Below are 24,489 nucleotides of genomic sequence, written 5' to 3'. Positions count from 1 at the left end.
CTCTCACCTCTCCTTTGAAGCCGATGCATCTAAAAAGAAATCAATAATTTTAAGAGTATCTCTTTTGGCTGTCTCACTAACAGCCTCCGTTCCGACACAGGAAGGACAGCCGCTTTCACATTGGCATCCGGTTACCATCTTTCTTGTTTCACGAAATACCGGAACCATACCAGTATAAATTTTTTCGCTTAGCCCAACTCCACCTGGATAGCGGTCATAAAAGAAAATAGTTGGCTTTTCATTATGATCCGCCTTAACCTGCGGAACCACATGGATATCCTGAGGGTCCGCCATAACAAATAGAGGAGCTATGTGGTTTAGTGCATGCGCTGTCCCCACAAGGCCCTGTTCAAGCCTTTCATGTCCCATATCTGCAAGAGGTTTGTCTAAGGAAATCCAGGCAGAACTCGTATGCAGTTCTTCTTCGGGAAGGAATATGGGTCCTGAACCTATGTTTTCATGTGTCTCAAATTTAATTTTTTTAAAAATAGTTGCCATCGCCCTTACACTAACATCGCCATATCCAATTTCCATGTCGGGATGTTCCAGAAGTTTATCCACTTCTAATACCTTTAATTGGACTGCTAGATTGGCATCTGTAAAGTAATCTACGTCTACCTCCCGGACAAACGCTTTTTTCTCTTCCCAATCAAGCTTTTCAACTTGAAACTGGGTACCTTGATGTAAATAAATAGCTTCTTCGTGGAGAAGTGTCATGGCCGAGAACCGGTCCATTTCACCTATAACCTTCACATTGGCTACATTTGTTTGATCAACAATAATAATATTCTCCTGCGATGCAGATCGAAGGCTTATATTGTGGGCAGGGAAGGAATCATTCATCCAGTACCATTTGTCTCCATTCTGATAAAGAACACGTTCCTCCGTCAGGTATTCGAGAAGCTCTTCTGTCTCAACATTGCCAAACTTTTCTCCAGCCTTAAATGGAAGCTCATAGGCCGCACATTTCATATGGTCAATAAGGATAATCAAATTATCCGGATTGATTCTGGCCGTCTCGGGACTCTGGGTAAAAAAATACTCGGGATTCTGGATGACATATTGATCAAGCGGGCTGGAGCTAGCAACCATTATGACAAGTGATTCGCCGTGCCTTCTGCCAGCTCTGCCAGCCTGCTGCCACGCACTAGAAATGGTACCAGGATATCCAGTCATAATGCAGACCTGAAGCTGGCCGATATCGACGCCTAGTTCCAATGCATTTGTACTGACAACACCGTATATTTCCCCTGATCGAAGCCCTTTTTCAATCTTTCTTCTTTCTGTGGGCAGGTAACCTCCCCGATAACCCATAATTGATTTGGGGCCAAGCTGATTTTTAACCAGCTCCTGCAAATAAGTCAAAATAATTTCAACACGAACTCTGCTTCTGGCAAAAACAATGGTTTGAATTTTATTTTTCAAGAGCTCTCCTGCAAGCTTTCTAACTTCCAGTGTTGCACTTCTTCTGATATTTAGCGGCTTGTTTACAATAGGTGGATTGTAAAATAGAAAATGTTTTCTTCCAGTTGGTGCACCGTTATTGTCAATGAGTGTCATTTCGCTTTCAGTCAAATTTTCTGCTAGTTCAAGTGGATTGGCAATAGTTGCTGATGTACATATAAACACTGGGTCGCTGCCATAGTACCTGCAAATACGTTTTAGTCTCCTTATCACATTGGCTACATGGCTTCCAAACACACCTCTGTATGTATGAAGTTCATCAATCACTACAAACTTTAAGTTTTCAAACAGCGAAACCCATTTCGTATGATGAGGTAAAATTGCTGAGTGAAGCATATCAGGATTTGTAATTACCACATGCCCAGCCTGTCTTACCTTTTGGCGGATATTAGCGGGTGTATCTCCGTCATAAGTATAACTATTAATATTCATCCCTGTTTCCTGAATAATTTCATTAATTTCACTTTTCTGATCCTGGGCTAGTGCCTTAGTGGGAAACATATAAAGAGCTCTGGCATTTGGATTTGATAAAACGGTTTGCAGAACAGGAAGATTGTAGCAAAGCGTTTTCCCCGATGCCGTAGGTGTTACAGCAACAATACTTTTGCCTGACATAACTGTTTCATAGGAGGTTTTTTGATGGGTATAAAGCTGCCCAATCCCTCTATTTTCTAATGCTTCCTTAAGCTGAACGTGAAGGTCCCCGGGCAGCGGAACGTTTTTAGCCGGACGTTCCTCAATGGTCCTCCAGGTGACAATATTTTCTTTAAATTGTTCATGTATTTTTAAATCTTCAAGAATTTCCTGAAGGTTTTTTCGAAGTTTCATAATCATTCACCCCATTACTATTATTGTAGCGAATGAACGTTCGTGAAAAAAGATATTTATCATGAAATTCGCATAATATTTTAAGGGAATTTTTAACAGGCAGTGAACCGGTCGAATACCAGGCCATCCGCAGATGAAGGACAAGGACTATTATTTTTTGGTCTTCATCCTCTATATGAAAGAACTTTTTCTAAGAGTCCCATCAAGATTTATCTTCATAACCTTTATGTTTTAAGAGCACGGCCATGTTTGGTCTTTCATTGTCTTTATGAAAGACCTTTTTCTAAGAGTAAGGCCAATGTTTTGTTCTTCAAAACATTTACTGGCTTGTCAGTTAAAATAAAAAACCCGTCACAGACGGGGTCTAAATTGTATGCAACCTAATAAATTCTTGCAATGATTCAGCAAGTTTCTTTGGTTCTTCGTACATGCTCATATGTCCGGAATGCTCTAAAAGTATTTGGGTTATATGTCCGCCAGACACAGAAAAGGTTTTATCTGGGGTAATAACTTTATCCCCCTTTCCCGCTGATAATAACACCGGAGTAGTTTCCATTTTAAGAATATAATTACGGTCGGTACGGTTTCTCATTGCCTTTAAAGTTTCTATTGCTCCCTGAGGGCTTGTTCCTGCTCCAATTTCTTTAGCCACTCTGACAGAATCCTCTATGCCTGTCTGGGAGGGATCAGCAAAAAGCTTTGGCACCAGCTGGTCCACAAATGGCTCAATCCCTTCCTCCTCGATTTTCTTTATACTGTTGAGTCTTCCTTCCTTTGCTTCATGGCTGTCAGGGAATGCAGTTGAATGTATCAAACCGTATCCAGCAAGATTTTCTCTATATTTTTCCGCAAATGCCAGTGTTACATAACCGCCTAATGAGTGTCCGAACAAGAATATCTTTCCGGTTCCCCGTTTTTCAATTATCCTATGCACGTCTTCAGCCATATCTTCGATAGAGAAGCCTCCTTCAGGAGAAGGTGATTCTCCGTGGCCTCTTAAATCCGGAACAATAACATGCATATCCTTGCTTAATAGGGGGATAACATTTTCCCAATACTTTGAACTTCCGCAAAAACCATGAAGCAGCAGAACAGTTTGCCCCTCCGTATTTCCATGTTCTTTTAAATAGAGTTCTTTAGTCATTTCTCCCACCCTACCATTATAATTTTAAATTTAAAATTCCCTCACCACACCTTTTTAAACTATAATTGAAAAGGGATGAAAAGGTATATTGCTCGAACCTATACTTAGAGGTGAGAATATTGAAACATGAAGATATAAAAAGAGTCCTAAACGCATTTTCAATTTTTAGGGAGTTAAATAGCCAGGAAATGGACAAAATCGTTGATATATCTATTACTCGTGATTGGAAAAAAGGGAGCCATGTATTTTTGCAGGGTGACCCGTTGGAAAATGTGTATTTTATCTATTCAGGCCGGATTAAAGTCTATAAGAGTGATTTGAGTGGTAAAGAGCAAATTGTAGCTATTATGAAACAGGGAGAAATGTTCCCGCATGTTGGCTTTTTTCGCCAGGGTGAATATCCCGCATTTGCGGAGGTAATGGAGCAAACAACTCTCATAGCTGTTCCTATTAAGCAATTTGAAAAAATTCTTATTGAAAATCCCGAACTTTGCATTAAGGTTTTCCGAGTTCTTGGAGAAAAAATTGTGGATCTGCAGAACAGGCTGGAAGAACAGATTCTTAATAATACCTATGAACAAATTATTAAATTGCTTGTAAGACTCGCAAAGAAATATGGCAAGGAACTCGCAAATGATAAGTTTTGGCTAAAGGGTGAATTTACTAACCGCGATCTTGCCAACATGATTGGTACAACACGGGAGACCATTAGCCGGACACTAACAAAAATGAAAAGGGACGAATTAATCGAAGTCGATGATGAAGGAAATATGATTATCGATCCTGAAAGACTATTAGAAGAGATTTTGCAATAATTATAATATCAAAGGCTGCCCCTGTATTGAGGGCAGCCTTTTTAGTTCTTATTTTTGAGAAGAAAGGTTAAGCATTTCATTCATATCTTCCTGGGCTGTTCCTATTAATTTCAGGTTAAAGGTATCCTGAAGAACATTTAAAACCCCTTCCGAAATAAATTCTGGCGCTTTAGGCCCAATCCGAATATCTTTAATCCCAAGGCTGAAAAGACCTAAAAGAATAGCAACCGCTTTTTGTTCAAACCAGGAAAGAACAATACTTACTGGGAGCTCGTTAATCTCACATTCAAAAGCGTCAGCAAGCGCTTTTGCAATTTTCACTGTTGAGCCTGAATTATTACATTGGCCAAGGTCAATATAGCGAGGAATTTCTGTCCCCGGTACTACCCCATAATCAACATCATTGAAGCGGAATTTTCCACATGATGTAGTCAGAATAACTGTTTCAGGAGGAAGCGAGGTTGCTAACTCGCGGTAGTATTCTCCGCCTTTTCCTGGTGCATCACATCCAGCGATGACGAAAAATCTTTTAATCTTTCCTGATTTCACAGCTTCAATCACTTCAGGTGCAAGGCCAAGAACTGTTTCATGGTGGAACCCGGTTAATAATGTTTCATCGGATTCAATGTTTGCTTCCGGCAGCTCAAGTGCTCTTTCAATAAGTGGACTGAAGTCTTCATTTACAATCTTTTGAACATTTTCAAGGCCAGCAACTTCATAGGAGAACATTCTATCCGCATAGGTTCCCTTAATAGGCATTACACAGTTAGTTGTTGCCAGGATAGCACCAGGAAATTTTTCAAATAAGCGGCGCTGGTCGTACCAGGCTTTACCGATATTACCCTTTAAATGGGAATACTTCTTTAATGCCGGGTAACCGTGAGCAGGCAGCATTTCGGAATGGGTGTAAATATTAATGCCTTTTCCTTCTGTCTGTTTTAAAAGTTCTTCTAAGGCAAAAAGATTATGTCCTGAAACAACAATACTTTTTCCTTCAATTTTGTTCTGGCTTACCCGAATAGGCTGTGGAATGCCAAGCCGTTTAGTATGGGCCTCATCCAGTACTTCCATCATCCTAACAGCTGACTGGCCCACTTTCATTGCCATATCAATATGCTCCTGAACATTAAAATTGGAGTTAGTGAGTGTCATATATAATGCTTCATGCGTAGTAGCGTCAACAAAAGGATCTGTATATCCAAGCTGATTGGCATGAGTTCGGTACGCTGCGATTCCCTTTAATCCAAATATGATTGTATCCTGCAGACTTGCAATCGTTTCATCTTTCCCGCATACCCCTACTACTTTACAGCCGCCTGAAGGCGTTTGTTCACATTGATAACAAAACATTTAAATTCCCCGCTTTCACATCTTTATCTTCTGTAACAGAATACAGGGGAAGAAGCACGATGCCTGTGATTTAAATCACAGGAAAGGGATTGTTCAAAAATCGTTCAAAATTATTTATCGATATAGTGTCACTCACCTGATGAAGGCCAACATCATATACTAGAAAGAAAATTTTCGGAAAGTGAGGAGAGACACTATGTCTTCACAGCAGCAAGGAGATTCTCAAAAGGGGAAAAAAAATAAATCCGAACCCTTTGGAGAGCTAATGAAAACAATGAATGATTTTTTACAGGAAAAGCCTGTTAAGGGATTTTTGCAAACTATTGACGACTTTTTTAAAAATCCTTTCCCTGTTGCGCCATTCCATGTTGAAACGCGGGAAACTGATAAGGAAATGATTATTACAGCCGAGCTTCCTGGAATAAAAAAGGATCAAATCCATATTGATTTAAAGGGGAATTATTTAAATATTTCCGTTCAGCAAAACGAGCTATTAAAAGAAGAAGACGACCATAACCAGATCTACAGGAAGAGACAGTTTCTCCAGCATGCTTCCAGGACCATAGCCCTTCCCCGCCCAGTTAATGAAAAATTTGTTAAAGCTGCCTATCGCGATGGACTTCTTGAAATAAAGATACCCCATGAAAAAGGAAAAATAATTGAAATTGAATAGAAAAGCTGAAATGCCCAAGTAAACCAGTTAGGATTTCTCCTGGGACCGCACCTGAGATTCGTCTCTGAAAGCCCTGCTCGAGGACAAATCTTTGGCACCACACTTGAGATTAGTCCCAGAAAGCCCGGTTGGGCAAATTACTTGAACTAGTGGCAGCTAGCATAAGATGAGCCAGTGAGAAAGGCTGTTCTTTAACCTTCCGATGGATTGGGTTAGACCGCCTGCCCCTAGACATGGATGCATGACAAGAATAGAACTACGGAGGTGCCCCCTAAGTAACTTCAACTTACTCAATGCATAATAAAAAGCTGCCTAATTGGTCCATTGATTTAGACCCTACATGGCAGCTTTTTTGTTTTTATTAAATTTTTTCTACATTCAGCCAGTCGCTGAAATACCCAGTTGGAATATAAAAATAATTTGTAGTGAATTTTAAAAATTGAGCTGTGTCAACCTGCTTGTATTTAAAATGGTTGTAGTAGTCAGATAGGTATTGCATACTGACAGTTTCCGGATCCTTTCCTTTTATGATGAAGTGATCCTGAACCATTTCATAAAGTTTAAGAGCAGGCTGTCCATATACAAATGCAGTGCTTTTAATTTCATTCACTGGCAGATTGGAATACTGTCTTTCTAAATTCAGTTCTTCTGCCCTTTTCATTCTGCCCTGAGAGAAAAGCTGAGCCTGGAATATAGATTCCTTAGCACCTATATGAAAATACATATTAGTGGCGAACTCGGTAATTCCCTCGTCCAGCCAAGCATCGTTGTATTGATCGTTAATAACGACTCCATAAAAATACTGGTGGGCAATTTCATGTACAATGGCGATCTTAAAAAATCTATCATTTTCCGTATAAGGGTCAACTGTTACAACACCAGGATATTCCATATTTTGTCCTTTATCCATAACAATATCCAACTGCTTATGAGGATACTCTCCTATCTTTTCCTGATAAAAAGAAAGGGCATTTTTAGCCAGTTTTAAAGCCTCTTTTGGATCTTTATTGTGATCGCCCTCAGAAAATAGGCGGATCTTCACCCCATTTGAATCAGTATCATAATGTTTCATATCCTTAAAGGCGGCAATAAATACTTCCCTAACATTTTCAGCTTTAATCTCTCCTTTATTTTTCTTAAGAGCTGGATCTTCATCTGCGGAAGAAGCTATAGAATATCCTTTCGGAAAATCATATTTTATTTTAAAATCCGAAAAACCGGTTAAAAACGTCTCCAAGCCATCCTGATAATCCTTTTTATTCCATTTTCCCTTTTCAAAGGTTGCCAGCATTGGATACCATTGGGCAAGGTAATAACGATCCTCTACTTTAGAGAACCTGTTTCCTTCCTCAGGAACTGTAAAAGTATAATCCACAGCAACTGTTCTGGATTCATTTTTTTTCATTTTTCCAGCAAGCTTAACTTTTAAGGTATCCTTATTCAGAATGAATGCTGCTTTTTCACCCTCTACCTTTATGCTGTTGATTTTCACATTAGAAAAACCTTTAACACTTTTATACTGATGGCCCTTTTGGAAAGCATTTGGAATAAAATAAAAAACCAATTCGTTCCAATTCTTTCCCGAAAGATTCTTAGCTTTGATGTTTGCCTTGGCATGAAAAACACCGTTATGATGCATTTTTAATTGAATGTCATAGCCTGCCTGGCTATAATTCTTCACCCCAACATTGGCATCCTTCTCGGCGTATACATAGCTGCCGGCTGCAACGAAGGCAACTGCTATTATTCCGAGAGAAACTCGTTCTGGTGTAAGTCGCCATACTCTTTTACCCTGACCAAATTCTTTCCGTTTTGGCATTAATTTTGGTTCAAAGCCTGTTTTAATCCAAGGAGTCCGCTGATAATTTGATTGGAACCTGTTTTTTAATCCGTTAGCAAGCAGGCTTAATGAAATGGTAATAAAAAGTAAGACTGCAAGAGGAATTAACAATACATGAAAGGTTCCATATACATTTCCTCTTGCCTGACCAACAAGACCAGCAAGCTCTTTAGTAATTGAGTTATAAATAATAGGATCAAAAGTTTGACGGGTCCCGCCCACAAAAAGATTCATCAGTGCAAGCTGACCCATAATTGTAATAACATAAACAATTTCCAGGATAAACATCACTAGAAGAGATTCCTTCATCTGTGGGAAAATATGAAACCAGACCATCCTGTTTCTGCCGGCACCAAGTGTCTTGGAAGCTTCAATATAGACTGATTTATTAATCTCCGCAGATTTTAACCGTACAGATGAAATGATACTCGGAATGCTAATGGCTGAAGTTACAATAATAAAATAAAGAATCAGCTGCATAGGTGTAAGGAAACTGTTTATATTAATTGGGCGTAAGAAAAAATAAAGAATAATAAACAGCGGAACGTAGCTCCAGGCGTTTTCAAAAGCTTCGATCCAGCCCGGAACCTTTTTCCATGTTCCAACATAAAGACCTATCAGGGTTCCCATAGCCATTTTAATAATAGTAACTGCCAGGGAGATAAACACCGTATAGCGAATCCCATTTAAAATCATCGATAGAATATCATATCCCCATCGATCCGTTCCCAGAGGATATTCCTTGAACTTGAACGGTTCAACTGGAGGAGCTAATATCTTGCCGTTTTTATAATGAGTTTCCATTGTCTCAATAAGAGTATGAGGGGCCATATATGGGCCAAATATCGCAAAAAACAGCAGAATGGAAACCAATAAAGCGCCTATATACAATGAGTAATTAAGCCGCAATAATCTATTCATAAATAAAACCTCGTTTAAACAAATAGAGTAATAGCCTTGCAGAAATATAAACAAGCAGAGAAATGACAAGTAGTGAGAACAATCCAACAGCAAGCGGCTGGGCTGCGTTGCTTAGAAAAATAAACTTCGTTATTCCAGATACATTCATGAGATATTCAACTATGAATAGATTTCCGATTGCAAGGGAGATTACTTTAACCAGTTCAGCAACAATAAAAGGCTCAATATTTTTAAAAACGTGCTGAAAGTTAATATAATTAAGCTTCATTCCTTTTGCGACTGCGGTTTTTATATAATCATCACCGCTTATCTGGTAATATTTCACCGCAATATTTTTAAATAAATATAAGGTCGGTGCTATCCCAACCAGTATCATAGGAAACCATAGATTGATAGGGCCAGCATCCGGACGAAGGGAAACTACCCTAAAACCGGTTTCTTTATAGATTTTTACCGCCAGAATCAAAGATAGGATTATGAGGATAAAATCTGGGATGGCAGCAAGCAGATTAAGCATAATGTTAAAAACTCTTGTGAATCTGAAGCGGCTTACAAATACCCCGAAAAAAAGACTGAAAATAATCCCAATATTAACTCCTACTGCTATTAATAGAAAACTAATAACAAAGTTATCACCTATCTCGTCTGAAATCTGTCTTGATTCAGCTCCAATTTGGTATGTACCCAGACTTCCCTGGCTAAGGTTTGAAATGAAATCTGTATAAATCTGCGGCAATCTTTCAAAATGCCATTCAGGCTTCTGTGTTTCCATGTTGACTCCAAGGATATTAGGCAGTGCAGCAAGGAGTAGAATCAGTGTAAAAATGATCACTGATTGCTGGATGATGCGAACCATCTTAAATTCCCCCTTTTTTCTTTCTATTTCTCTGTTTAGTATGAGTGGCTTACCGCTGGTTTTTCAGTAAAATTACCGGTAATTACCAAAATAACATATAGATTACAAAATTTAAAGAATTTTTACTATATTATATCGTGCGATGTAAATTCAAGGAACCTTTCCTTGTGCTTACGCAAAAATCTGTGCGTTGTAAATTCCTGGATGCTTCCCTTGTGACACCGCATTTTTCCTTCGTGCGCTGTTGATTAAAAGAGCTTATTCAATGTCCTGCGGGATTAGCTGTCAGACGAGACCCCACAGGCGTGTCCACCGAGGAGAAAGAACGGAAGAGACCTGTTCAGCGCCGCCAAGCGCTGGAGTGCCTGAGGATGAAGCTGAACTTTTACTTCAACATCCGGACCGAAACGACCTCGTGAGGCTAGTCCTGAAACTTGACAGGCTCACCACACGCCTAGCAGAAAGCGAGTGCCTATGAAGGGAAATCAACAGGCCCCCTCTAGTAAATAAAAAGACTGTAGGCAAACTCGTTCCATGGAGTTTGACTACAGTCTGAGGCGGCCAGTGGCGGCCTTTTTTCATTATTAATTTTATATAAATTAAAATTACCCACTAAAGGTTCAACAATGATAAAGGCAAAGGAATTCCTATACCTTAAACATTCCGCCGAACCCTTTCACTAATGAAGATACCTGGTTAACAGCATTCATCATTTGACCTGCTGTATTCATCATTTTATTAAAATCCACTGATCCATCCTGTGACTTAAAGGAATTCATAAAGCTTTGAAATCCTCCTGGCTGCTTAGGCATCATACCCGGTTTAGGATACGGGTTAGCATTCATATAAGGATTATATTGCTGATATTCGTTTTGCTGGGCATATGGGTTTCCGTAATAATCCTCCTGCGGCTGCAGTGGATTGTGAAACAAAAACTGTTGATCTTTCTGTGAATTAAAATAGTGATTGTTTTGGTAACCCTGCATATTTTGCTGCGGCTGATATGGCTGAATGGCTCCATTATAATAGTTAGGGGACTGATAATACTGATAATTTTCCTGTGGCTGATAAGGATACGGGGTGTTTCGAAAGAAACCGTTTGTATGGTACGGATTCCCTTGCTGCATTTGCCCCGGGTAATATTGATTGAAGTCATATGGTTTATTCGGAATTCCAAACATGGGCAAACATCTCCTCCGCTTTTTCATCAATACAATTTATGAAAGATAGAACCCATGTGTGACTATTTTTTAGATGAAGTTGATCGTTAGCAGCGATCGACAGTCAGCGATAATGCATTTGCATTTTGGTTATGATACGATCTGTTAACATCTACAGCAATTTTTTTAAAAGGGTTTTGCCCTGAAAGGCGCGAGACTCCAGCGAAAAGCGAGCGGCGTGAGCGAAAATACCAGGCAAGATTAACAAAATTGGTGAAAATTGTCGGAAGTTTAAATTTTTTAAAAACTAGAAAAAAAGCTATTTTATGATACAGTAAAAAAAAGATGAAGGAGGAGACAAAGATGGATATTCATGAACTTCAAGCTAAATTTACAGAAAATCGGGATTACCAGACTAAAGATCCGAATGACTTAATGGCTTTTGCCAAGAAGGCTTACATTCATAATGAAATAACATTCAAGGAATACCGTCAGCTTGTCCGCGAACTAGAAAACCAGGGAGCAGTGCAGCTGGACCACGCAGAAGATAACTCCCTCATCGAAAGTAAAAATTAAAAAGAATTGGTTTAAGCTGCTTAAACACTGATTCTTATCAAGTGAAGATTTTTCAATAAGTAAAAAACTAGGGTGCCCTCATTTAAGGGCACCCTTTTACTGTTGTTTTACGGATTCCAACAAAACACTTAGATTATAATCAATTGATTTGGATGCATGTAAAAATTTAGCTTTGCTTGTTTGTGGGTAAAAGGCCTGAATAGAAATATTTCCAATATGGTCATGAACCGATTCTATTTGGCTGGAGTGAAAATTCTTGGGCCGATGTGTCAAGTACCATTTTAAAGCCTGCTCTTTCCAATCGTCACTTGCTGCCTTAACTCTATCTGCAAAGGGTTTTACTTCATTGTAGAAATCTCCCTCCTGGCCACTTTTTTTCGTTTCCTCAAATGTTTTAAGAATTTGATCGTTTAACTTTAATAAAGTATCAGTCAATACACCCAGACGATCTTCCATATATATTTCCCCTTTTAAAGCCAAAATAAAAGCAGCATTCAAATCGAAAGCTACTTTTCCTTCTTTATATTTTATCTTTTTAAAAACTAAGTTCAAGCCCTAAGCTGTTTACAGTGTGAACTAGAGTTTCACTATGTCGGTCTTGAGCTTCTTTATCAAATGAATCTATTTGCTCCTTAACCACTTCTATTTTCTTAGCTTCAGTTAAATATAACTGATTACGCAATCCAGAAAATGAGGAGTCCAGGAGGTTCTCCAATTCTTCAAGCTGACTGGAGATTTGAGAAATCATAAGTAACACCTGTTCCTTTTGCGATACAGTTTCGTTCATTAATAAAACCTCCTTCATATTCTACCACGAATATTCGCCTTTTATTTTTCCTATCCTTCTACCCTGACAAAACTAGAAGCTATTCGGCAAAGAAAATGGAATTCGATGGCTTTTTCTTTGCCATTCGACACAGACAGATTAAGAATGAAAGGCACGAACCTGGGCAAAATAACTCCGGGAGGTGTTTAAACCATGAAACAGAAGGGTAAGGAAAACAAAACCCAGGCAAGCCGCCAAGATAGCAAAAAAACGGGATATGGTGATAAAAAATTAATTGGGGAAAATCGTCCAGCAGAGTAATTAATGGGCTTAGGACAAAAAGTTTTACATTCAAAAAGCAAGGGATCCCTTGCTTTTTTTTAGCTAATATTTATTTTTTGTCTAATATCTTCTATTGACTCTTCCTTTTTTAATCCCCTTTTTTGTAATCCCATACTTTTTGCAGTGACTTAAGGAGCTGAAGCTGATCTCTTTTATGAATATACCAATCAGTCAAATGAATAGGGTGTCTGTGCTGGACAGGATGTATCCAACTGAAATGAATGCGCCTGTCCAAACTCCAATCTCTATATTCATGTCTATGATGTTCTATAATAGGAAAAGTTGCTCGAAGAAAAGGTGTCTCTCTTCTTACTTTTGTCTTAAAATATTGCTCGAAGTCATGCCGTGATCCTGTATGGGGTGTTTTTTCAGCAAATTCAAGAAAATATGGAAAAAGTCTTTGATGGAATAGGATTCTTACCAGCCTCTTCCCTAAATTAATGCGCTCGGAAAGATTTCTAAAACCATTTACACTGGCTCCATATAACTCTCCGCTGCAGGTTGGAAATAATACACTGCTGAAATGGAGCCAGTCCTGAAAGGAAAAAATTAGGGACCGAAACACTTTATTTTTATACACAGGATGTTCGATAACTGGTTTTTGGATGACATTTTGTTCATTAATAATAAGTGATGTTGTTAACCGGTAAATATCATTCTTATCCCAAAACAGCTTCCACTCCCGCTGGATAAATGCCGAAACGTCAAAATAGTTCAAAAGATGAAACAACGGGCGATTAAATTTCGTCGAATATTCATAGATAAGCAATTGGGGGTATACATCATGAAAAATAAGCCAATTTGCCCTTTCATAGGTAAGGAAAAGCTGTTTTCTTACAGGGGATTCCAGCATCTGAGGAAAAATAGCGCCTTCAAGATCACACATATTCCATCCGCCATTCCTTGATACCATACTTGCAAGGAATGACCAGATTATTTCTCTATTTTTATAAAAAAACTTAAAGTAAGCATCCGTTCTGGTAATGTTATCAACATTGGATCGGGCGGTTTCATCTTCTATTTGACGAATTAGCAATTGTTCCTGTATTGTAAGATGATTCATATTGATAATCCCTTTTCCGGCATAATATTTCAAAGCCTTTAGAGTTACTTCCATTATTCTTGTGCCTGCATAGGATGACCACTTATTCTTTTTTTATTCAACCTATCAAAGTGTTAATTTGATATGATAAGTAATAGTTTGAAAGGAGCTTATCAATGAAATTTCACTACCCTAATGGAAGAAAATACACTCCAAAGGACTCGGAAAAAAAGCCAAGTATAAAAATTGAAAAGAAGTTTAGCTATAGTAATAGAGGAATGACACTGGAAGAAGATTTAAATGAAACAAATGAGTATTACCTTCAACGGGAAATTGCAGTTATTCATAAAAAGCCTACCCCTGTTCAAATTGTACAGGTGGATTATCCAAAAAGAAGTGCAGCTGTTATTAAAGAAGCGTATTTCAAACAAGCCTCTACTACTGATTACAATGGAATATATAAAGGGAAATATATCGATTTCGAAGCAAAGGAAACACAAAATTCTTCCTCATTTCCCTTAAAAAACTTTCACGAACACCAAATCCGCCATATGAGGGCAGTGTTGTCACAAGGCGGGATTTGCTTTGTTATCCTGCGGTTCACATCAGAAAATGAACTGTATTGGCTGGAAGCGAAACATTTAATGGTGTTCTGGGAAAGAATGAATAGCGGCGGAAGAAAATCAATTACCAAGGAAGAAATCCAAACGGCTGGTCACAGCATTCCGCTTGGTTTTCATCCTCGGATTGACTATATTAAAGTAATAGATAAGCTTTATGACCTTTAAAAAAGGATTCAGGTAAAGGTTAGAAAGGAAGGAAAGAGCAAATGGCTGAAAAGTATCAATCAAGAGAAGAACGCCGAAAGAGGCTTAATTCTCAGGGAAGCCAAAAAAGCAAAAAGAAAAAAGGCAGCCTTGTGAAAAAGATTTTTCTTTTCCTGGTAGCGCTTGGAATCTTAGGCATGCTTGCCGGAGCAGCAACCTTTGCTTATTTAGTAAAAGATACTCCAAAACTGGATAAGAAATTGTTAAAAGATCCAATCGCATCCAAAATATATGATAAAGATGGCAACTTTGTAACTGAAGTTGGAGCAATGGACAGCAGGGATTATGTCACTTATGATCAGATTCCAAAAGTCGTTGAGAATGCCTTTATCGCTACAGAGGATGCTCGCTTTTATAAGCATCACGGAATAGATGTTGTGCGTCTTGGCGGGGCTGTTATGGCAAATATTACCCACGGCTTTGGCAGTGAGGGCGGAAGTACAATTACCCAGCAGGTTGTAAAAAACTCCATCCTTACACCGGAAAAAACAATAAAAAGGAAGGTTCAGGAAGCCTACCTGGCCTATCAGCTGGAGCAGCATTATACAAAACATCAAATTCTTGAAATGTATGTAAATAAAATATTCATGTCTGAAAATGCACACGGAGCAGGAACGGCAGCTAAGATTTATTTTGGCAAGGAGCTTAAGGATGTAACCCTTCCGCAAGCTGCAATGCTGGCAGGAATGCCGCAAAGCCCTAATAATTATAATCCGTTTTTGCATCCAGAGGCAGCTGAAAAAAGACGTAATATTGTACTCTCATTAATGCATAAACATGGGTATATTACAAAAACAGAAATGGAAAATGCGATTAAAACGCCAATAACTACAGGACTCGTTCCTCAGGAACAGCGTAAAAAAGACACTCATCCATACGATGCTTTTGTCGATGCAGTCATAGAAGAAGTTGAAGGCAATGGAAATTTTGATATTTATTCAGATGGATTGAGCATTTATACCACACTTGATCAAAAAGCACAGAAGCATGTGGAGGATGTATTAAACACTAATGACTATGTCCAATATCCGGACGATAAATTCCAGGCAGGAGTAACCCTCTTAGATACTAAAACGGGTGAAGTCAGAGCTATCGGCGGAGGGCGGAATCAGCAAAATGTTAAACGTGCCTTTAACTATGCTACGGATATAAAACGTCAGCCTGGTTCTACAGTTAAGCCAATTCTTGATTATGGCCCTGCTATTGAGTACCTTCAATGGGGAACATATCATATGATTGAAGATAAGAAAATAACGTATACAGGCGGCAAGGAATTTGGAAACTGGGATAATAAATATATGGGCCCAATGACCATCAGAAAGGCACTTGCGTTATCACGTAATACTCCTGCGGTACAGACGCTGCAGCAGGTTGGATTGGACAGGGCTAAGAATTTCGCCATTAATCTTGGCATTCCTCTTAAAGAAATTTATGAGTCATACGCTATTGGTGGATTTGGCGGCAAAACAGGTGGTATTGCTCCAATTCAAGTTGCGGGTGCTTATGCAGCCTTTGGAAATAACGGATATTATACAAAGCCTTATTTTGTTAAAAAAATAGCGCTTCGCGATGGCACCGAAATAAATTTAAAACATGAAACAAAACCAGTTATGAAAGACTATACGGCTTTCATGATCAGCGATATGCTAAAAAGTGTTCTTGAGTACGGTACAGGTACAAAGGCGAGAATCCCAGGCCTTCCAGTAGCCGGAAAATCTGGAACAACAAATTATACCGATGATCAAATGAGACAATTTGGCATTACAAATAGCAAAGACGTCCCTGATGCATGGTTTACGGGATATACCACCAACTACACGGCTTCTGTGTGGACTGGATACGCAGACCTTAAGAACCCTATCCATGAAGGCAGCGACCAAAAGATTGCCCAGGGCATATTTAAAAGTGTAATGGCCTATGCATCAGAAGATGTAAAAACAGCGGACTTTACTATGCCGAAGAGCGTAACAAGAGTCCGGGTCGAAAAGGATACCATGCCTGCAAAGCTTGCTGGCCCTTATACACCGGAAGATAGAGTAAGCTATGAATATGCTGTCAGAGGCCACGCACCAAAACAGGTTTCTGAAAAGTATACCAAAATGGATGCCCCTACTAATGTTAATGCAAAATACGATCAGGGTGCCATCACTTTAAGCTGGGATTATCCTCAAAATGGAAAAGATGTTAAATTCCAAGTTGATGCCTCTAGTGATAATGGCTGGCAGCAAAGCTTTACCGTTTCTGGAAAGAGCCTGCAAATTCCTAATGCTGTTCCGGGAAGCTCTTATAAATTCTCTGTGACAGCCCTTTCCGGCTCTGAAAAGAGCGACACTGTGTCTGCATCAGTAAGTGTTCCTGCCGCGCCTGATACTGGTGGCAATAATGGAAACAATGGTGACGGTAACAACGGTAACGGCACTGATAATGGTAACAATGGAAATGGTAACAATGGCAACGGAAATGGTAACAACGGTGGAACCAACCCACCAGCTACCCCTCCGACAGGCGGAACCGGCGGCACTGGTGGAACTACCGGTGGCACTGGAGGAACTACAGGCGGCACTGGCGGAACTACAGGCGGCACTGGCGGAACTACAGGCGGCACTGGTGGTACTACAGGCGGCACTGGCGGAACTACCGGCACTGGCGGAACTACCGGCACTGGCGGAACTACCGGCACTGGCGGAACTACCGGCACTGGCGGAACTACCGGCGGCACTGGCGGAACTACAGGCGGAACTGGTGGTACTACAGGCGGCACCGGCGGAACTACAGGCGGCACTGGTGGTACTACAGGCGGCACTGGCCATTAAAATAAAGATCTTAATAAAGTAAAAGCGTCCAGCTCTTAAAGCTTGGACGCTTTTTTCTTTATAGCTCTTATTGCATTTTGCTTTTTCTGCTCTTCCATTAATTCTCCCAGCTGAATAAAGGAGTGGAATAACCCGGGTCTTGAAATGATAAATCCCAACCTTTCCTCAACATTCACGGGTTTATAAACAAGAGAGTCAAAAGGAATTGGAGACTTTAGAATAACAGGTTTCTCATTACTCCAGAAAAGAAATTGTAAAAAGACTCCTATTCCCTTTTTCATTGCGGGCAGGGTATTCGATTTGTCTCTCCTGGTATGCAACTCCTCAAGGGTAATTTTAATTTTCTCCCACTCTTTCCGAAGAATTGGGAGTGCTTCATTCAGATGCTCCCACGGCCTATGTCTTTCCTCCCCCAGAAAAAATAAGATATCATAAATAAAATTCTCATTAAGATCAAACCCACTTGGTGATACCTTAATCACTATTTCCTTTTCTGGAAAGAAAAATGGATTGGTTAATTTATCAGGAATTTTTATTTTTATACATTCTCTATCCATGGCTCTTTTCCTTTCATTCTCTTTTTCCCTTCACGGCAAAGCTCCAAAAGAGGACATGTCTGGCATTGAGGGTTTTGAGCTTTACAATGATAACGTCCAAAGAAAATAAGCCGATGATGAGTCAGAGACCATTCATCCCGCGGCACTTTTTTCATAAGTGTTTCTTCTACCTGAAGTACACTATCTTTCCAGCGGCAAATGCCAAGCCTTTTACTAACTCTCTCAACATGTGTATCTACTGCGATAGCTGGTATGTCAAAAGCTACGGAAACAACCACATTGGCAGTTTTTCTTCCCACGCCAGGAAATTTGGTTAGCTCGTCCCTATCACGGGGAAGCTTGCCATTATAATCATTTAGCAGCATCTGGCAGAGTTTCTGTATGTTTTTTGCTTTATTTCTATATAGTCCGATCGAACGGATGTCCTGCTGAAGCTCTTCCAGAGGAACCGCCAAGTAATCCTCAGGTTTTTTATACTTTTGAAAAAGTGTGCGTGTTACTTTATTTACTAGGGCATCTGTACATTGTGCTGACAGAGCTACGGCAATAACTAATTCAAAAGGATTTGAATGGACAAGCTCACAATGGGCCTCGGGAAACATTTCCCTCATTTTATCGAGGCAATATCTTACTTGTTTTTGATTTAACAATCGATTCACCTGCTTTTTGATTCATTAGAATAATAGTGCTTGAATATGAGATGTATATAAACTAAAATCCTGAAGGGTATTAAAGGAAAATAACTTTCTATATACAAAAACGAGAGATTGTCTCTCTCGTTTTTGCGGCTACTGCTCGAGCCAATTATATAGGGGAATTGGAGAAGATTTTTGATATTCGTCCTGGTTATTCCTGCCCTGCAGCTGTTTTTGCCTGAATTTACGGCCCTGGTTTCGTGCCTGTTCTATTGTTTTAATTCCATTCTTCTTCCATTCAAATAAAATACGGTCAATATATCTGAAATTTAGTTTTCCAGACATTACAGCTTCGCGTAATGCTGCTTTGATGATAACTGGTTCATGGAGGTCATCATCCATCCACATTGCTAGTGATTCACATTCAAATGGTGAAAGAGGCCGGCCAAATTCCTTTTCGAAACATGTATATAGGTCCATCTCATCTGTGCGTTTATCTGTAGCCTGCTCACTCTTTTGATTAGCTAAAAAATGATCAGCCAATCTTTCCCAGAGAGGTTTTAGTGAGTATTTCTCATATCTGATTCCTTCTGGTGTAAATTCATCACGGATAATTATGTATCCCTTTTGAATAAGCCTTCTAAGCATATCAGTACAATCAGTCTCGGTAATGGTCATACGGGAGGAAAGCTCTTCCGGAGTAGGGAATTCGTTACCCTTTTCGATAAAAGCAATCATATTTAATAATAGAACCAGTTCTATTTCATTAAGTTTCATATTTTTATATTGCGATAATAAAACAGAAGGAATCGTAATATTCCCTTCCTCAATCCACGAAAATAAGCTTGTTTTCATCATTATGGCACCTCCTTTTCAGTATACCATGGAACTTGGTAACTAAATAGATGTGAAGTTTAGCCATCTGTGGTACTTGAAAGCAGGAAGCCCGCAATAGCGGACTTCCCGGTATCATAAAACTAAAAAGGAAATTATTTCTGAACGGAGCTTTTAGATTTTTCTTCTACAAATAGGTGAATCCTTTTAATTGCTTCTTCCAACTGCTCAAGCGATGTTGCATATGACAATCGAATATTATCAGGGGAACCGAAACCAGATCCAGGTATAACTGCTACTTTCGATTCAACGAGCAATGCTTCCGCAAATGCATCTCCATCACTATATCCAGTTAAGCGGGCAGCTTCTTTTACATTCGGAAACAAATAGAAAGCTCCCTGCGGTTTAACACAGGTGAATCCCGGGATAGATATAAGCTTTTTAAAGATAGTCTCCAATCTGCTCTCAAAAGCCTGCCGCATTTCCTCCACTGCTTCCTGAGAGCCATTATAGGCAGCAATAGTTGCATATTGAGAGGTTGTGGTTGGATTAGATGTACTATGACTTGCAAGATTGGTCATTGCCTCAATAATATTCTTATTTCCAGCTGCATATCCAATCCGCCAGCCAGTCATGGAGTGGGATTTTGAAACTCCGTTAATAACAATAGTTTGTTCTTTTAATTCAGGAGAAAGCTGTGCAATAGAAAAATGTTTAGAATCTCCATAGGTTAATTTCTCATAGATTTCATCAGAGACAATTAAAATGCCTTTATTTAAGCATACCTTTCCAAGTGCAAGAAGTTCTTCTTCTGTATAAAGGATACCTGTCGGGTTGCTAGGGGAATTAATAATAACTGCCTTTGTACGGTCAGTAACCACTTTTTCCAGCTGTTCTGGAGTAATTTTAAAATCATTTTCTTCAAAGCCTTCCAAATAAACTGGAACACCACCTGCCAGCTTAACTTGTTCAGGATAACTTACCCAATATGGAATAGGGATAATTACTTCATCCCCTTCGTCAAGAATAACCTGGAATAATGTATAAAGGACATGTTTTGCCCCATTACCGACAATGATTTCTTTTGGCTGATACTGAAGTCCCTGGTCACGTTGAAATTTCCCCGCAATTGCCTTTTTCAGCGCGGGCAGTCCTGCGGAAGGGGTATATTTGGTATGTCCTTCATGCATCGATTTAACAGCAGCCTCTATAATATGCTGAGGTGTATTAAAATCAGGCTCCCCTGCTCCAAGACCAATTACATTTTCACCCTGTTCTTTTAATTCTTTTGCTTTAGCTGTAATAGCAAGTGTAGAGGATGGAGTTAGTGACTTCACCCTTTGTGCAAGCTTTAATTCCATACTTTAGTTCCCCCTCTTATTAAAGGTTTTCAATGCGTTTTACCATTTCACCTGTTTTAAAATCTACACAATAATAGTTTATTAAGTCGCCATCAGAAAGGTAATAGATTTCCCAAAAAGGAATTCCGTTTTCCATTCCCAGCTTGGCAGAAACAATTTTTTCTGGTGTTCTCTTTTCTAGGAGCTTCTTTATAGCTTCTTGTCTAGTCAGGCCGTTTTTAGCCTTCCTTACAACTACATCATGGCTTTTCTCTGGGACCCAGACAATAACCTTCTGGCCCTTTTTATCTGTGCCCTCAAGTACATAAACCGTTTCGACACCATGATATAAATGGAAATGATCCACTTTATCAAGCTTTATTTTTTTCTCTGCAATTGAAATGGCTTTTTCTTCAGCCGATTTCACAGGCTTCATTGCAGTTGAATAAATTGTCCCCATAATTCCGACCAATACAACAAAAACTATGATAAATATTGTAATCCACTTTTTCAATTCAATCACTCACTATGTACGATAAATGGTAAAGATGGCTTTTGTTTTGTCTTCCTGATCAAGCGCAAGGCCGAACATGAGATCTTTTTCTTTAAGCGTCCGGTTGAGCGAGTCAACAATCTTATATAAGTCAGCACTGTATTGTATTTTAACAGTAGACAGTACCTCTATCTTACTTTCCATTTCCAATTTCCTCCTCTGACTTGTGAAAAGGGAGGGCTTTTTATAAAGCCCAAATAAAATATTATCTTCCCATTATAACAGGATCATAACCAGGAATGAATCCTTTCAATCAATTCATCAATATTTCCTTTTTTTACTTTTATAGGCGGAATGGACTTTAAAAAGTCTCTTCCATACCGGGCCGTAACGATTCTTTTATCAAAAACAACTATAACTCCACGATCCTGTTCAGTTCTGATTAACCTTCCAAAGCCTTGTTTGAAACGCAATATAGCTTCAGGAAGTGAATACTCGGAAAACGGATTGCCGCCTTTCTGCTTAATTACATCACATTTTGCCTCCGTAAGAGGATCATCTGGAGAACTAAAAGGAAGTCTTACAATTACAAGGCAGGTTAAATCCTCGCCAGGTATATCAACCCCTTCCCAAAAGCTGCTAGTCCCAAGCAGTATAGCTTTATCGAATTTCTTGAAATTCCGTGTAAGCCTCGATCGGCTTCCGCTAGTAATTCCCTGTGCAATAATGGCGAATTCGTCCAAAAAGCCGCTTTCCTTAATCAATTCGTACGTTTTTTTCAGCATATCCTGTGATGTAAACAGAATTAACATACGCCCCCGTGTGGCTTCTGCAATTGAAATTATGTGTTCAGTAATTGCTGCAACATATTCATCTGCGGGTACAGAATTAATTTCCGGCAGGTCATCGGTAATTAAAAGCTGAACTTGGCTTTCATATTTAAATGGAGATGGAATTTGGACTGAACTGCTTGGAATTCCTTTAAGTCCTAATAGGTCGATTATGTAATCGAAAGCCTGGTTAACCGTTAAGGTAGCAGATGTTACCACTACAGCCTTCTTCACAGCAAAAAAGCTTCTTTCCAGTGAGTCTGCAACAGATACAGGCTGTGCGGAAATCGCTGTGGTATTTTGCGGTGAACGGATATCTGTTTCGATCCATTTTACAAGGCCCGAATTATTAAGTATAAGCTCTTGTATATTGGCCTTTAATTTTTCAAGATCCAGCATTAGAGAATGCAGCTGTTCCATATAACCCTGCTGTTCAATTGTTAGGTCGGGCCGGTTCTCTAAAATCCAGTCAACTCTTGCCTGTATTGAAGAAATTAAATCCTTTACGAGAAAGACAAAGCGTTCTCCGGAACTCACTAACGCTAACCATTCTTTCCCTTTATTACTGAATTCGAAACGAACCTTAATTCGATTTGAACTTCCTCTTTTTCCTTTTTTGGCTGCAAGTGCCGCAATTTTAAAAAACTCATCCATCTCATAAATACTGTCTGCTATAAGCTGATTAACTTCAAAAGTATGGAGTATTTCTCCACTTAGGAAAGTTTCTCCATTTAATAGTTTCTCCATTCGATAAAAGAGCTGACGCTGTTCATACAGCCCTAAATGGCTGAGTAAAAGACGGGTGTTTAAATAATCAAGAGTACAGCCCATAAATTTGGCTGCTGCCTTCTCAAATTGATGGCCTTCATCAATAACGACATATTCATATTCTGGCAATACCGAGTTCCGAGCAGACAGATCTGCTAGCAGCATAGCATGATTGGTAATGATAATATCTGCACCAATAGCAGCTTCCTTTGCCCGCAAATAAAAATCCATTTCCATCCATTTGCGGCTGTTTAAAAATACGGTTTCGTCTCCCTTAATCCTGCTCCAGTAAATCATACCGCCGCTCGATAGATTAAGTTCATCTTTGTCACCTGTTCCTGTTTCAGTAAGCCAAACAAGAATCTGCATTTTAGAAAGCGTTGTATCATAATTATCGTTTTCTTCTCTTAGAGACTGTGCAAATTTTTCCAGACTGATATAATGGCTTCGTCCCTTAAGCAATACAGCCTTAATCCTAAATGGAAGAATTTTTTGCAGCTGAGGTATCTCTTTTGCTAATAATTGCTCCTGAAGCTGAATGGTATGAGTGCTTACAACCACACGGTTATTTGTCAGCCTGCTAAAATATGCAGCTGGCAATAGATATCCGAGTGATTTCCCAACACCCGTACCGGCCTCGATTAGTGTATGTGTATTTCCATTGAACGCCTCGTAAACCTTGTCCATCATGCTGTATTGGCCCAATTTCAACTCAAAATCCGGAATGCTTTTTTCCAAAATAACGGTTTTTTCCTCATTAGTTTCAGGAAAGAAGAAAAGTCCTTCTAATGGTTTTTCTGTTATAACTTGTTTCCTTATTGCAATCCCATTAAATATTTCAATATTACCAGGGAGAATATTACTCTGTCTGTTTTTTTCATCAAGCATCTCCTCCATAAGCTGCTCAAGGTCACTTTTAAGCCCGCCTGCGAGCATAGAAAGCTGATAAAGTGTATGTACGGGAAGCTGATTAAGCTTTTCCATTAAAATAAGGAAGAGCTCTGCAGTAACTAGAGCATCACTATCAGCCTGATGGGGTCTGTCGTGCATTAGGTCATGCTGATCAGCGAGATCAGTAAGTTTGTAACCATCAGCCGTAGGATATAATATCCTTGCCAATTCTACTGTATCAAGAATAGGGCCGTAAAAGCCTTCGTGACCTGCGCTGACCAATTCCTCCTGGAGAAAAGAAAGATCAAACAGTACGTTGTGGGCCACAAAATATGCATCCTCAAGTAGCTCCATAACCTTGGGAGCTATTTCGGAAAAAGAAGGTGCGTCTTTGACCATGTCACTATTTATTCCAGTTAATTCCTCTATAAATGCAGGTATATCAACATTCGGATTTACAAAAGAAGAAAACTGATTTGTAATGGTACCATTTTCAATGACAACTGCTGCAAATTGAATGATCCTGTCGCCTTTTTTTGGGGCATTTCCTGTTGTCTCCAGATCAATTACAACAAATTTGTTCAACATCTTTCTAACACCTCAATCATTCATCATTCAAACGGTACCATAAAAAGAATAAAAAAGAAAAGATTATTGGTTAAATGTTATTTTCTACAACAGTATAAATTATAATTATACTAAAAGAAAAAACCCCCTAAAATAG

General features: G+C 39.2%; 21 protein-coding genes. 5 read left to right on the top strand and 16 right to left on the bottom strand.

Annotated elements, in window-relative coordinates; translation table 11 throughout:
- Positions 1–3: 3 nt before the first annotated feature.
- Both G8761_RS00865 and G8761_RS00860 read right to left on the bottom strand, forming a co-directional pair.
- Positions 4–2,292 (bottom strand): DEAD/DEAH box helicase, encoded by a 2,289-nt coding sequence (locus tag G8761_RS00865; protein WP_166022727.1) that lies wholly within the window; start codon positions 2,290–2,292, stop codon positions 4–6.
- Positions 2,293–2,656: 364 nt separating this feature from the next.
- Complete coding sequence (locus tag G8761_RS00860) at positions 2,657–3,436, bottom strand: alpha/beta fold hydrolase (protein WP_166022725.1); 780 nt, start codon at positions 3,434–3,436, stop codon at positions 2,657–2,659.
- A gap of 119 nt (positions 3,437–3,555) precedes the next feature.
- Here G8761_RS00860 and G8761_RS00855 point away from each other — a divergent pair, with 119 nt between their 5' ends.
- Entirely contained in the window at positions 3,556–4,251 is a 696-nt protein-coding gene (locus tag G8761_RS00855; RefSeq protein ID WP_166022723.1) for a Crp/Fnr family transcriptional regulator, read from the top strand.
- Between the two features lie 48 nt (positions 4,252–4,299).
- On the opposite strand, the gene hcp is transcribed toward G8761_RS00855, so the two are convergent.
- Positions 4,300–5,601 carry a hydroxylamine reductase gene (gene hcp, locus G8761_RS00850; protein ID WP_166022721.1) on the bottom strand — a complete coding sequence of 434 codons (1,302 nt, stop codon included), beginning with the start codon at positions 5,599–5,601 and terminating at the stop codon, positions 4,300–4,302.
- 196 nt (positions 5,602–5,797) lie between these two features.
- Here hcp and G8761_RS00845 point away from each other — a divergent pair, with 196 nt between their 5' ends.
- Positions 5,798–6,274 carry an Hsp20/alpha crystallin family protein gene (locus G8761_RS00845; protein ID WP_166022719.1) on the top strand — a complete coding sequence of 159 codons (477 nt, stop codon included), beginning with the start codon at positions 5,798–5,800 and terminating at the stop codon, positions 6,272–6,274.
- Between the two features lie 361 nt (positions 6,275–6,635).
- Here G8761_RS00845 and G8761_RS00840 read toward each other — a convergent pair whose 3' ends face one another.
- From G8761_RS00840 to G8761_RS00830, 3 genes are all read right to left on the bottom strand, one after another.
- Positions 6,636–9,035, bottom strand: a complete 2,400-nt coding sequence (locus G8761_RS00840; protein WP_166022717.1) for an ABC transporter permease subunit — start codon at positions 9,033–9,035, stop codon at positions 6,636–6,638.
- Positions 9,028–9,891, bottom strand: coding sequence for an ABC transporter permease subunit (locus G8761_RS00835; RefSeq protein ID WP_166022715.1), 864 nt, complete (start codon positions 9,889–9,891; stop codon positions 9,028–9,030). Before G8761_RS00835 ends, G8761_RS00840 begins: the two co-directional genes overlap by 8 nt.
- Positions 9,892–10,538: 647 nt before the next feature.
- Entirely contained in the window at positions 10,539–11,072 is a 534-nt protein-coding gene (locus G8761_RS00830; RefSeq protein WP_207789038.1) for a YppG family protein, read from the bottom strand.
- 342 nt (positions 11,073–11,414) lie between these two features.
- On the opposite strand from G8761_RS00830, the gene yppF reads away from it, so the two are divergent.
- Complete coding sequence (yppF, locus tag G8761_RS00825; RefSeq protein WP_166022713.1) at positions 11,415–11,627, top strand: YppF family protein; 213 nt, start codon at positions 11,415–11,417, stop codon at positions 11,625–11,627.
- A gap of 96 nt (positions 11,628–11,723) precedes the next feature.
- Here yppF and G8761_RS00820 read toward each other — a convergent pair whose 3' ends face one another.
- The 3 genes from G8761_RS00820 to G8761_RS00810 all read right to left on the bottom strand — a co-directional run bounded on the left by G8761_RS00820 (position 11,724) and on the right by G8761_RS00810 (position 13,852).
- Positions 11,724–12,083, bottom strand: coding sequence for a YppE family protein (locus G8761_RS00820; RefSeq protein WP_166022711.1), 360 nt, complete (start codon positions 12,081–12,083; stop codon positions 11,724–11,726).
- A 79-nt stretch (positions 12,084–12,162) separates the two neighbouring features.
- Positions 12,163–12,414, bottom strand: coding sequence for a hypothetical protein (locus G8761_RS00815; protein ID WP_166022709.1), 252 nt, complete (start codon positions 12,412–12,414; stop codon positions 12,163–12,165).
- A gap of 409 nt (positions 12,415–12,823) precedes the next feature.
- Entirely contained in the window at positions 12,824–13,852 is a 1,029-nt protein-coding gene (locus G8761_RS00810; protein ID WP_338000893.1) for a DUF2515 family protein, read from the bottom strand.
- A gap of 101 nt (positions 13,853–13,953) precedes the next feature.
- On the opposite strand from G8761_RS00810, the gene recU reads away from it, so the two are divergent.
- Complete coding sequence (gene recU, locus G8761_RS00805; RefSeq protein ID WP_166022707.1) at positions 13,954–14,565, top strand: Holliday junction resolvase RecU; 612 nt, start codon at positions 13,954–13,956, stop codon at positions 14,563–14,565.
- A 41-nt stretch (positions 14,566–14,606) separates the two neighbouring features.
- Entirely contained in the window at positions 14,607–17,417 is a 2,811-nt protein-coding gene (locus G8761_RS00800; protein ID WP_166022705.1) for a PBP1A family penicillin-binding protein, read from the top strand.
- 35 nt (positions 17,418–17,452) lie between these two features.
- Here G8761_RS00800 and G8761_RS00795 read toward each other — a convergent pair whose 3' ends face one another.
- The 7 genes from G8761_RS00795 to dinG all read right to left on the bottom strand — a co-directional run bounded on the left by G8761_RS00795 (position 17,453) and on the right by dinG (position 24,353).
- The gene (locus tag G8761_RS00795) at positions 17,453–17,974 is read right to left on the bottom strand and encodes a YpoC family protein (protein ID WP_166022703.1); all 522 of its coding nucleotides are present in this window, start codon (positions 17,972–17,974) and stop codon (positions 17,453–17,455) included.
- Entirely contained in the window at positions 17,956–18,624 is a 669-nt protein-coding gene (gene nth / locus G8761_RS00790; RefSeq protein ID WP_166022701.1) for an endonuclease III, read from the bottom strand. Before nth ends, G8761_RS00795 begins: the two co-directional genes overlap by 19 nt.
- Positions 18,625–18,762: 138 nt before the next feature.
- Positions 18,763–19,467: a DnaD domain-containing protein gene (locus G8761_RS00785; RefSeq protein ID WP_166022699.1), complete on the bottom strand. Its 705-nt coding sequence runs from the start codon at positions 19,465–19,467 to the stop codon at positions 18,763–18,765.
- A 131-nt stretch (positions 19,468–19,598) separates the two neighbouring features.
- Complete coding sequence (locus G8761_RS00780) at positions 19,599–20,804, bottom strand: pyridoxal phosphate-dependent aminotransferase (RefSeq protein WP_166022697.1); 1,206 nt, start codon at positions 20,802–20,804, stop codon at positions 19,599–19,601.
- Between the two features lie 19 nt (positions 20,805–20,823).
- Positions 20,824–21,306 (bottom strand): cell wall elongation regulator TseB-like domain-containing protein, encoded by a 483-nt coding sequence (locus tag G8761_RS00775; protein WP_338000892.1) that lies wholly within the window; start codon positions 21,304–21,306, stop codon positions 20,824–20,826.
- A gap of 3 nt (positions 21,307–21,309) precedes the next feature.
- Complete coding sequence (locus tag G8761_RS00770; RefSeq protein WP_081680201.1) at positions 21,310–21,480, bottom strand: YpmA family protein; 171 nt, start codon at positions 21,478–21,480, stop codon at positions 21,310–21,312.
- An 83-nt stretch (positions 21,481–21,563) separates the two neighbouring features.
- The gene (dinG, locus tag G8761_RS00765) at positions 21,564–24,353 is read right to left on the bottom strand and encodes an ATP-dependent DNA helicase DinG (protein ID WP_166022693.1); all 2,790 of its coding nucleotides are present in this window, start codon (positions 24,351–24,353) and stop codon (positions 21,564–21,566) included.
- Positions 24,354–24,489: the final 136 nt, after the last annotated feature.

The organism is Neobacillus terrae (assembly GCF_011393025.1).
Taxonomy (GTDB): Bacteria; Bacillota; Bacilli; order Bacillales; family Cytobacillaceae; genus Neobacillus_A; species Neobacillus_A terrae.
Note: the sequence above shows the minus strand (reverse complement) of the source record. Positions and strands in the feature narration are given on the sequence as shown.

Coding starts and splice junctions, on each gene's coding strand:
- G8761_RS00865 (WP_166022727.1), bottom strand. CDS start 2,292: ATGAAACTTCGAAAAAACCTTCAGGAAATTCTTGAAGATTTAAAAATA.
- G8761_RS00860 (WP_166022725.1), bottom strand. CDS start 3,436: ATGACTAAAGAACTCTATTTAAAAGAACATGGAAATACGGAGGGGCAA.
- hcp (WP_166022721.1), bottom strand. CDS start 5,601: ATGTTTTGTTATCAATGTGAACAAACGCCTTCAGGCGGCTGTAAAGTA.
- G8761_RS00845 (WP_166022719.1), top strand. CDS start 5,798: ATGTCTTCACAGCAGCAAGGAGATTCTCAAAAGGGGAAAAAAAATAAA.
- G8761_RS00840 (WP_166022717.1), bottom strand. CDS start 9,035: ATGAATAGATTATTGCGGCTTAATTACTCATTGTATATAGGCGCTTTA.
- G8761_RS00835 (WP_166022715.1), bottom strand. CDS start 9,891: ATGGTTCGCATCATCCAGCAATCAGTGATCATTTTTACACTGATTCTA.
- G8761_RS00830 (WP_207789038.1), bottom strand. CDS start 11,072: ATGTTTGGAATTCCGAATAAACCATATGACTTCAATCAATATTACCCG.
- yppF (WP_166022713.1), top strand. CDS start 11,415: ATGGATATTCATGAACTTCAAGCTAAATTTACAGAAAATCGGGATTAC.
- G8761_RS00820 (WP_166022711.1), bottom strand. CDS start 12,083: ATGGAAGATCGTCTGGGTGTATTGACTGATACTTTATTAAAGTTAAAC.
- G8761_RS00815 (WP_166022709.1), bottom strand. CDS start 12,414: ATGAACGAAACTGTATCGCAAAAGGAACAGGTGTTACTTATGATTTCT.
- G8761_RS00810 (WP_338000893.1), bottom strand. CDS start 13,852: ATGGAAGTAACTCTAAAGGCTTTGAAATATTATGCCGGAAAAGGGATT.
- recU (WP_166022707.1), top strand. CDS start 13,954: ATGAAATTTCACTACCCTAATGGAAGAAAATACACTCCAAAGGACTCG.
- G8761_RS00800 (WP_166022705.1), top strand. CDS start 14,607: ATGGCTGAAAAGTATCAATCAAGAGAAGAACGCCGAAAGAGGCTTAAT.
- G8761_RS00795 (WP_166022703.1), bottom strand. CDS start 17,974: ATGGATAGAGAATGTATAAAAATAAAAATTCCTGATAAATTAACCAAT.
- G8761_RS00785 (WP_166022699.1), bottom strand. CDS start 19,467: ATGATGAAAACAAGCTTATTTTCGTGGATTGAGGAAGGGAATATTACG.
- G8761_RS00780 (WP_166022697.1), bottom strand. CDS start 20,804: ATGGAATTAAAGCTTGCACAAAGGGTGAAGTCACTAACTCCATCCTCT.
- G8761_RS00770 (WP_081680201.1), bottom strand. CDS start 21,480: ATGGAAAGTAAGATAGAGGTACTGTCTACTGTTAAAATACAATACAGT.
- dinG (WP_166022693.1), bottom strand. CDS start 24,353: ATGTTGAACAAATTTGTTGTAATTGATCTGGAGACAACAGGAAATGCC.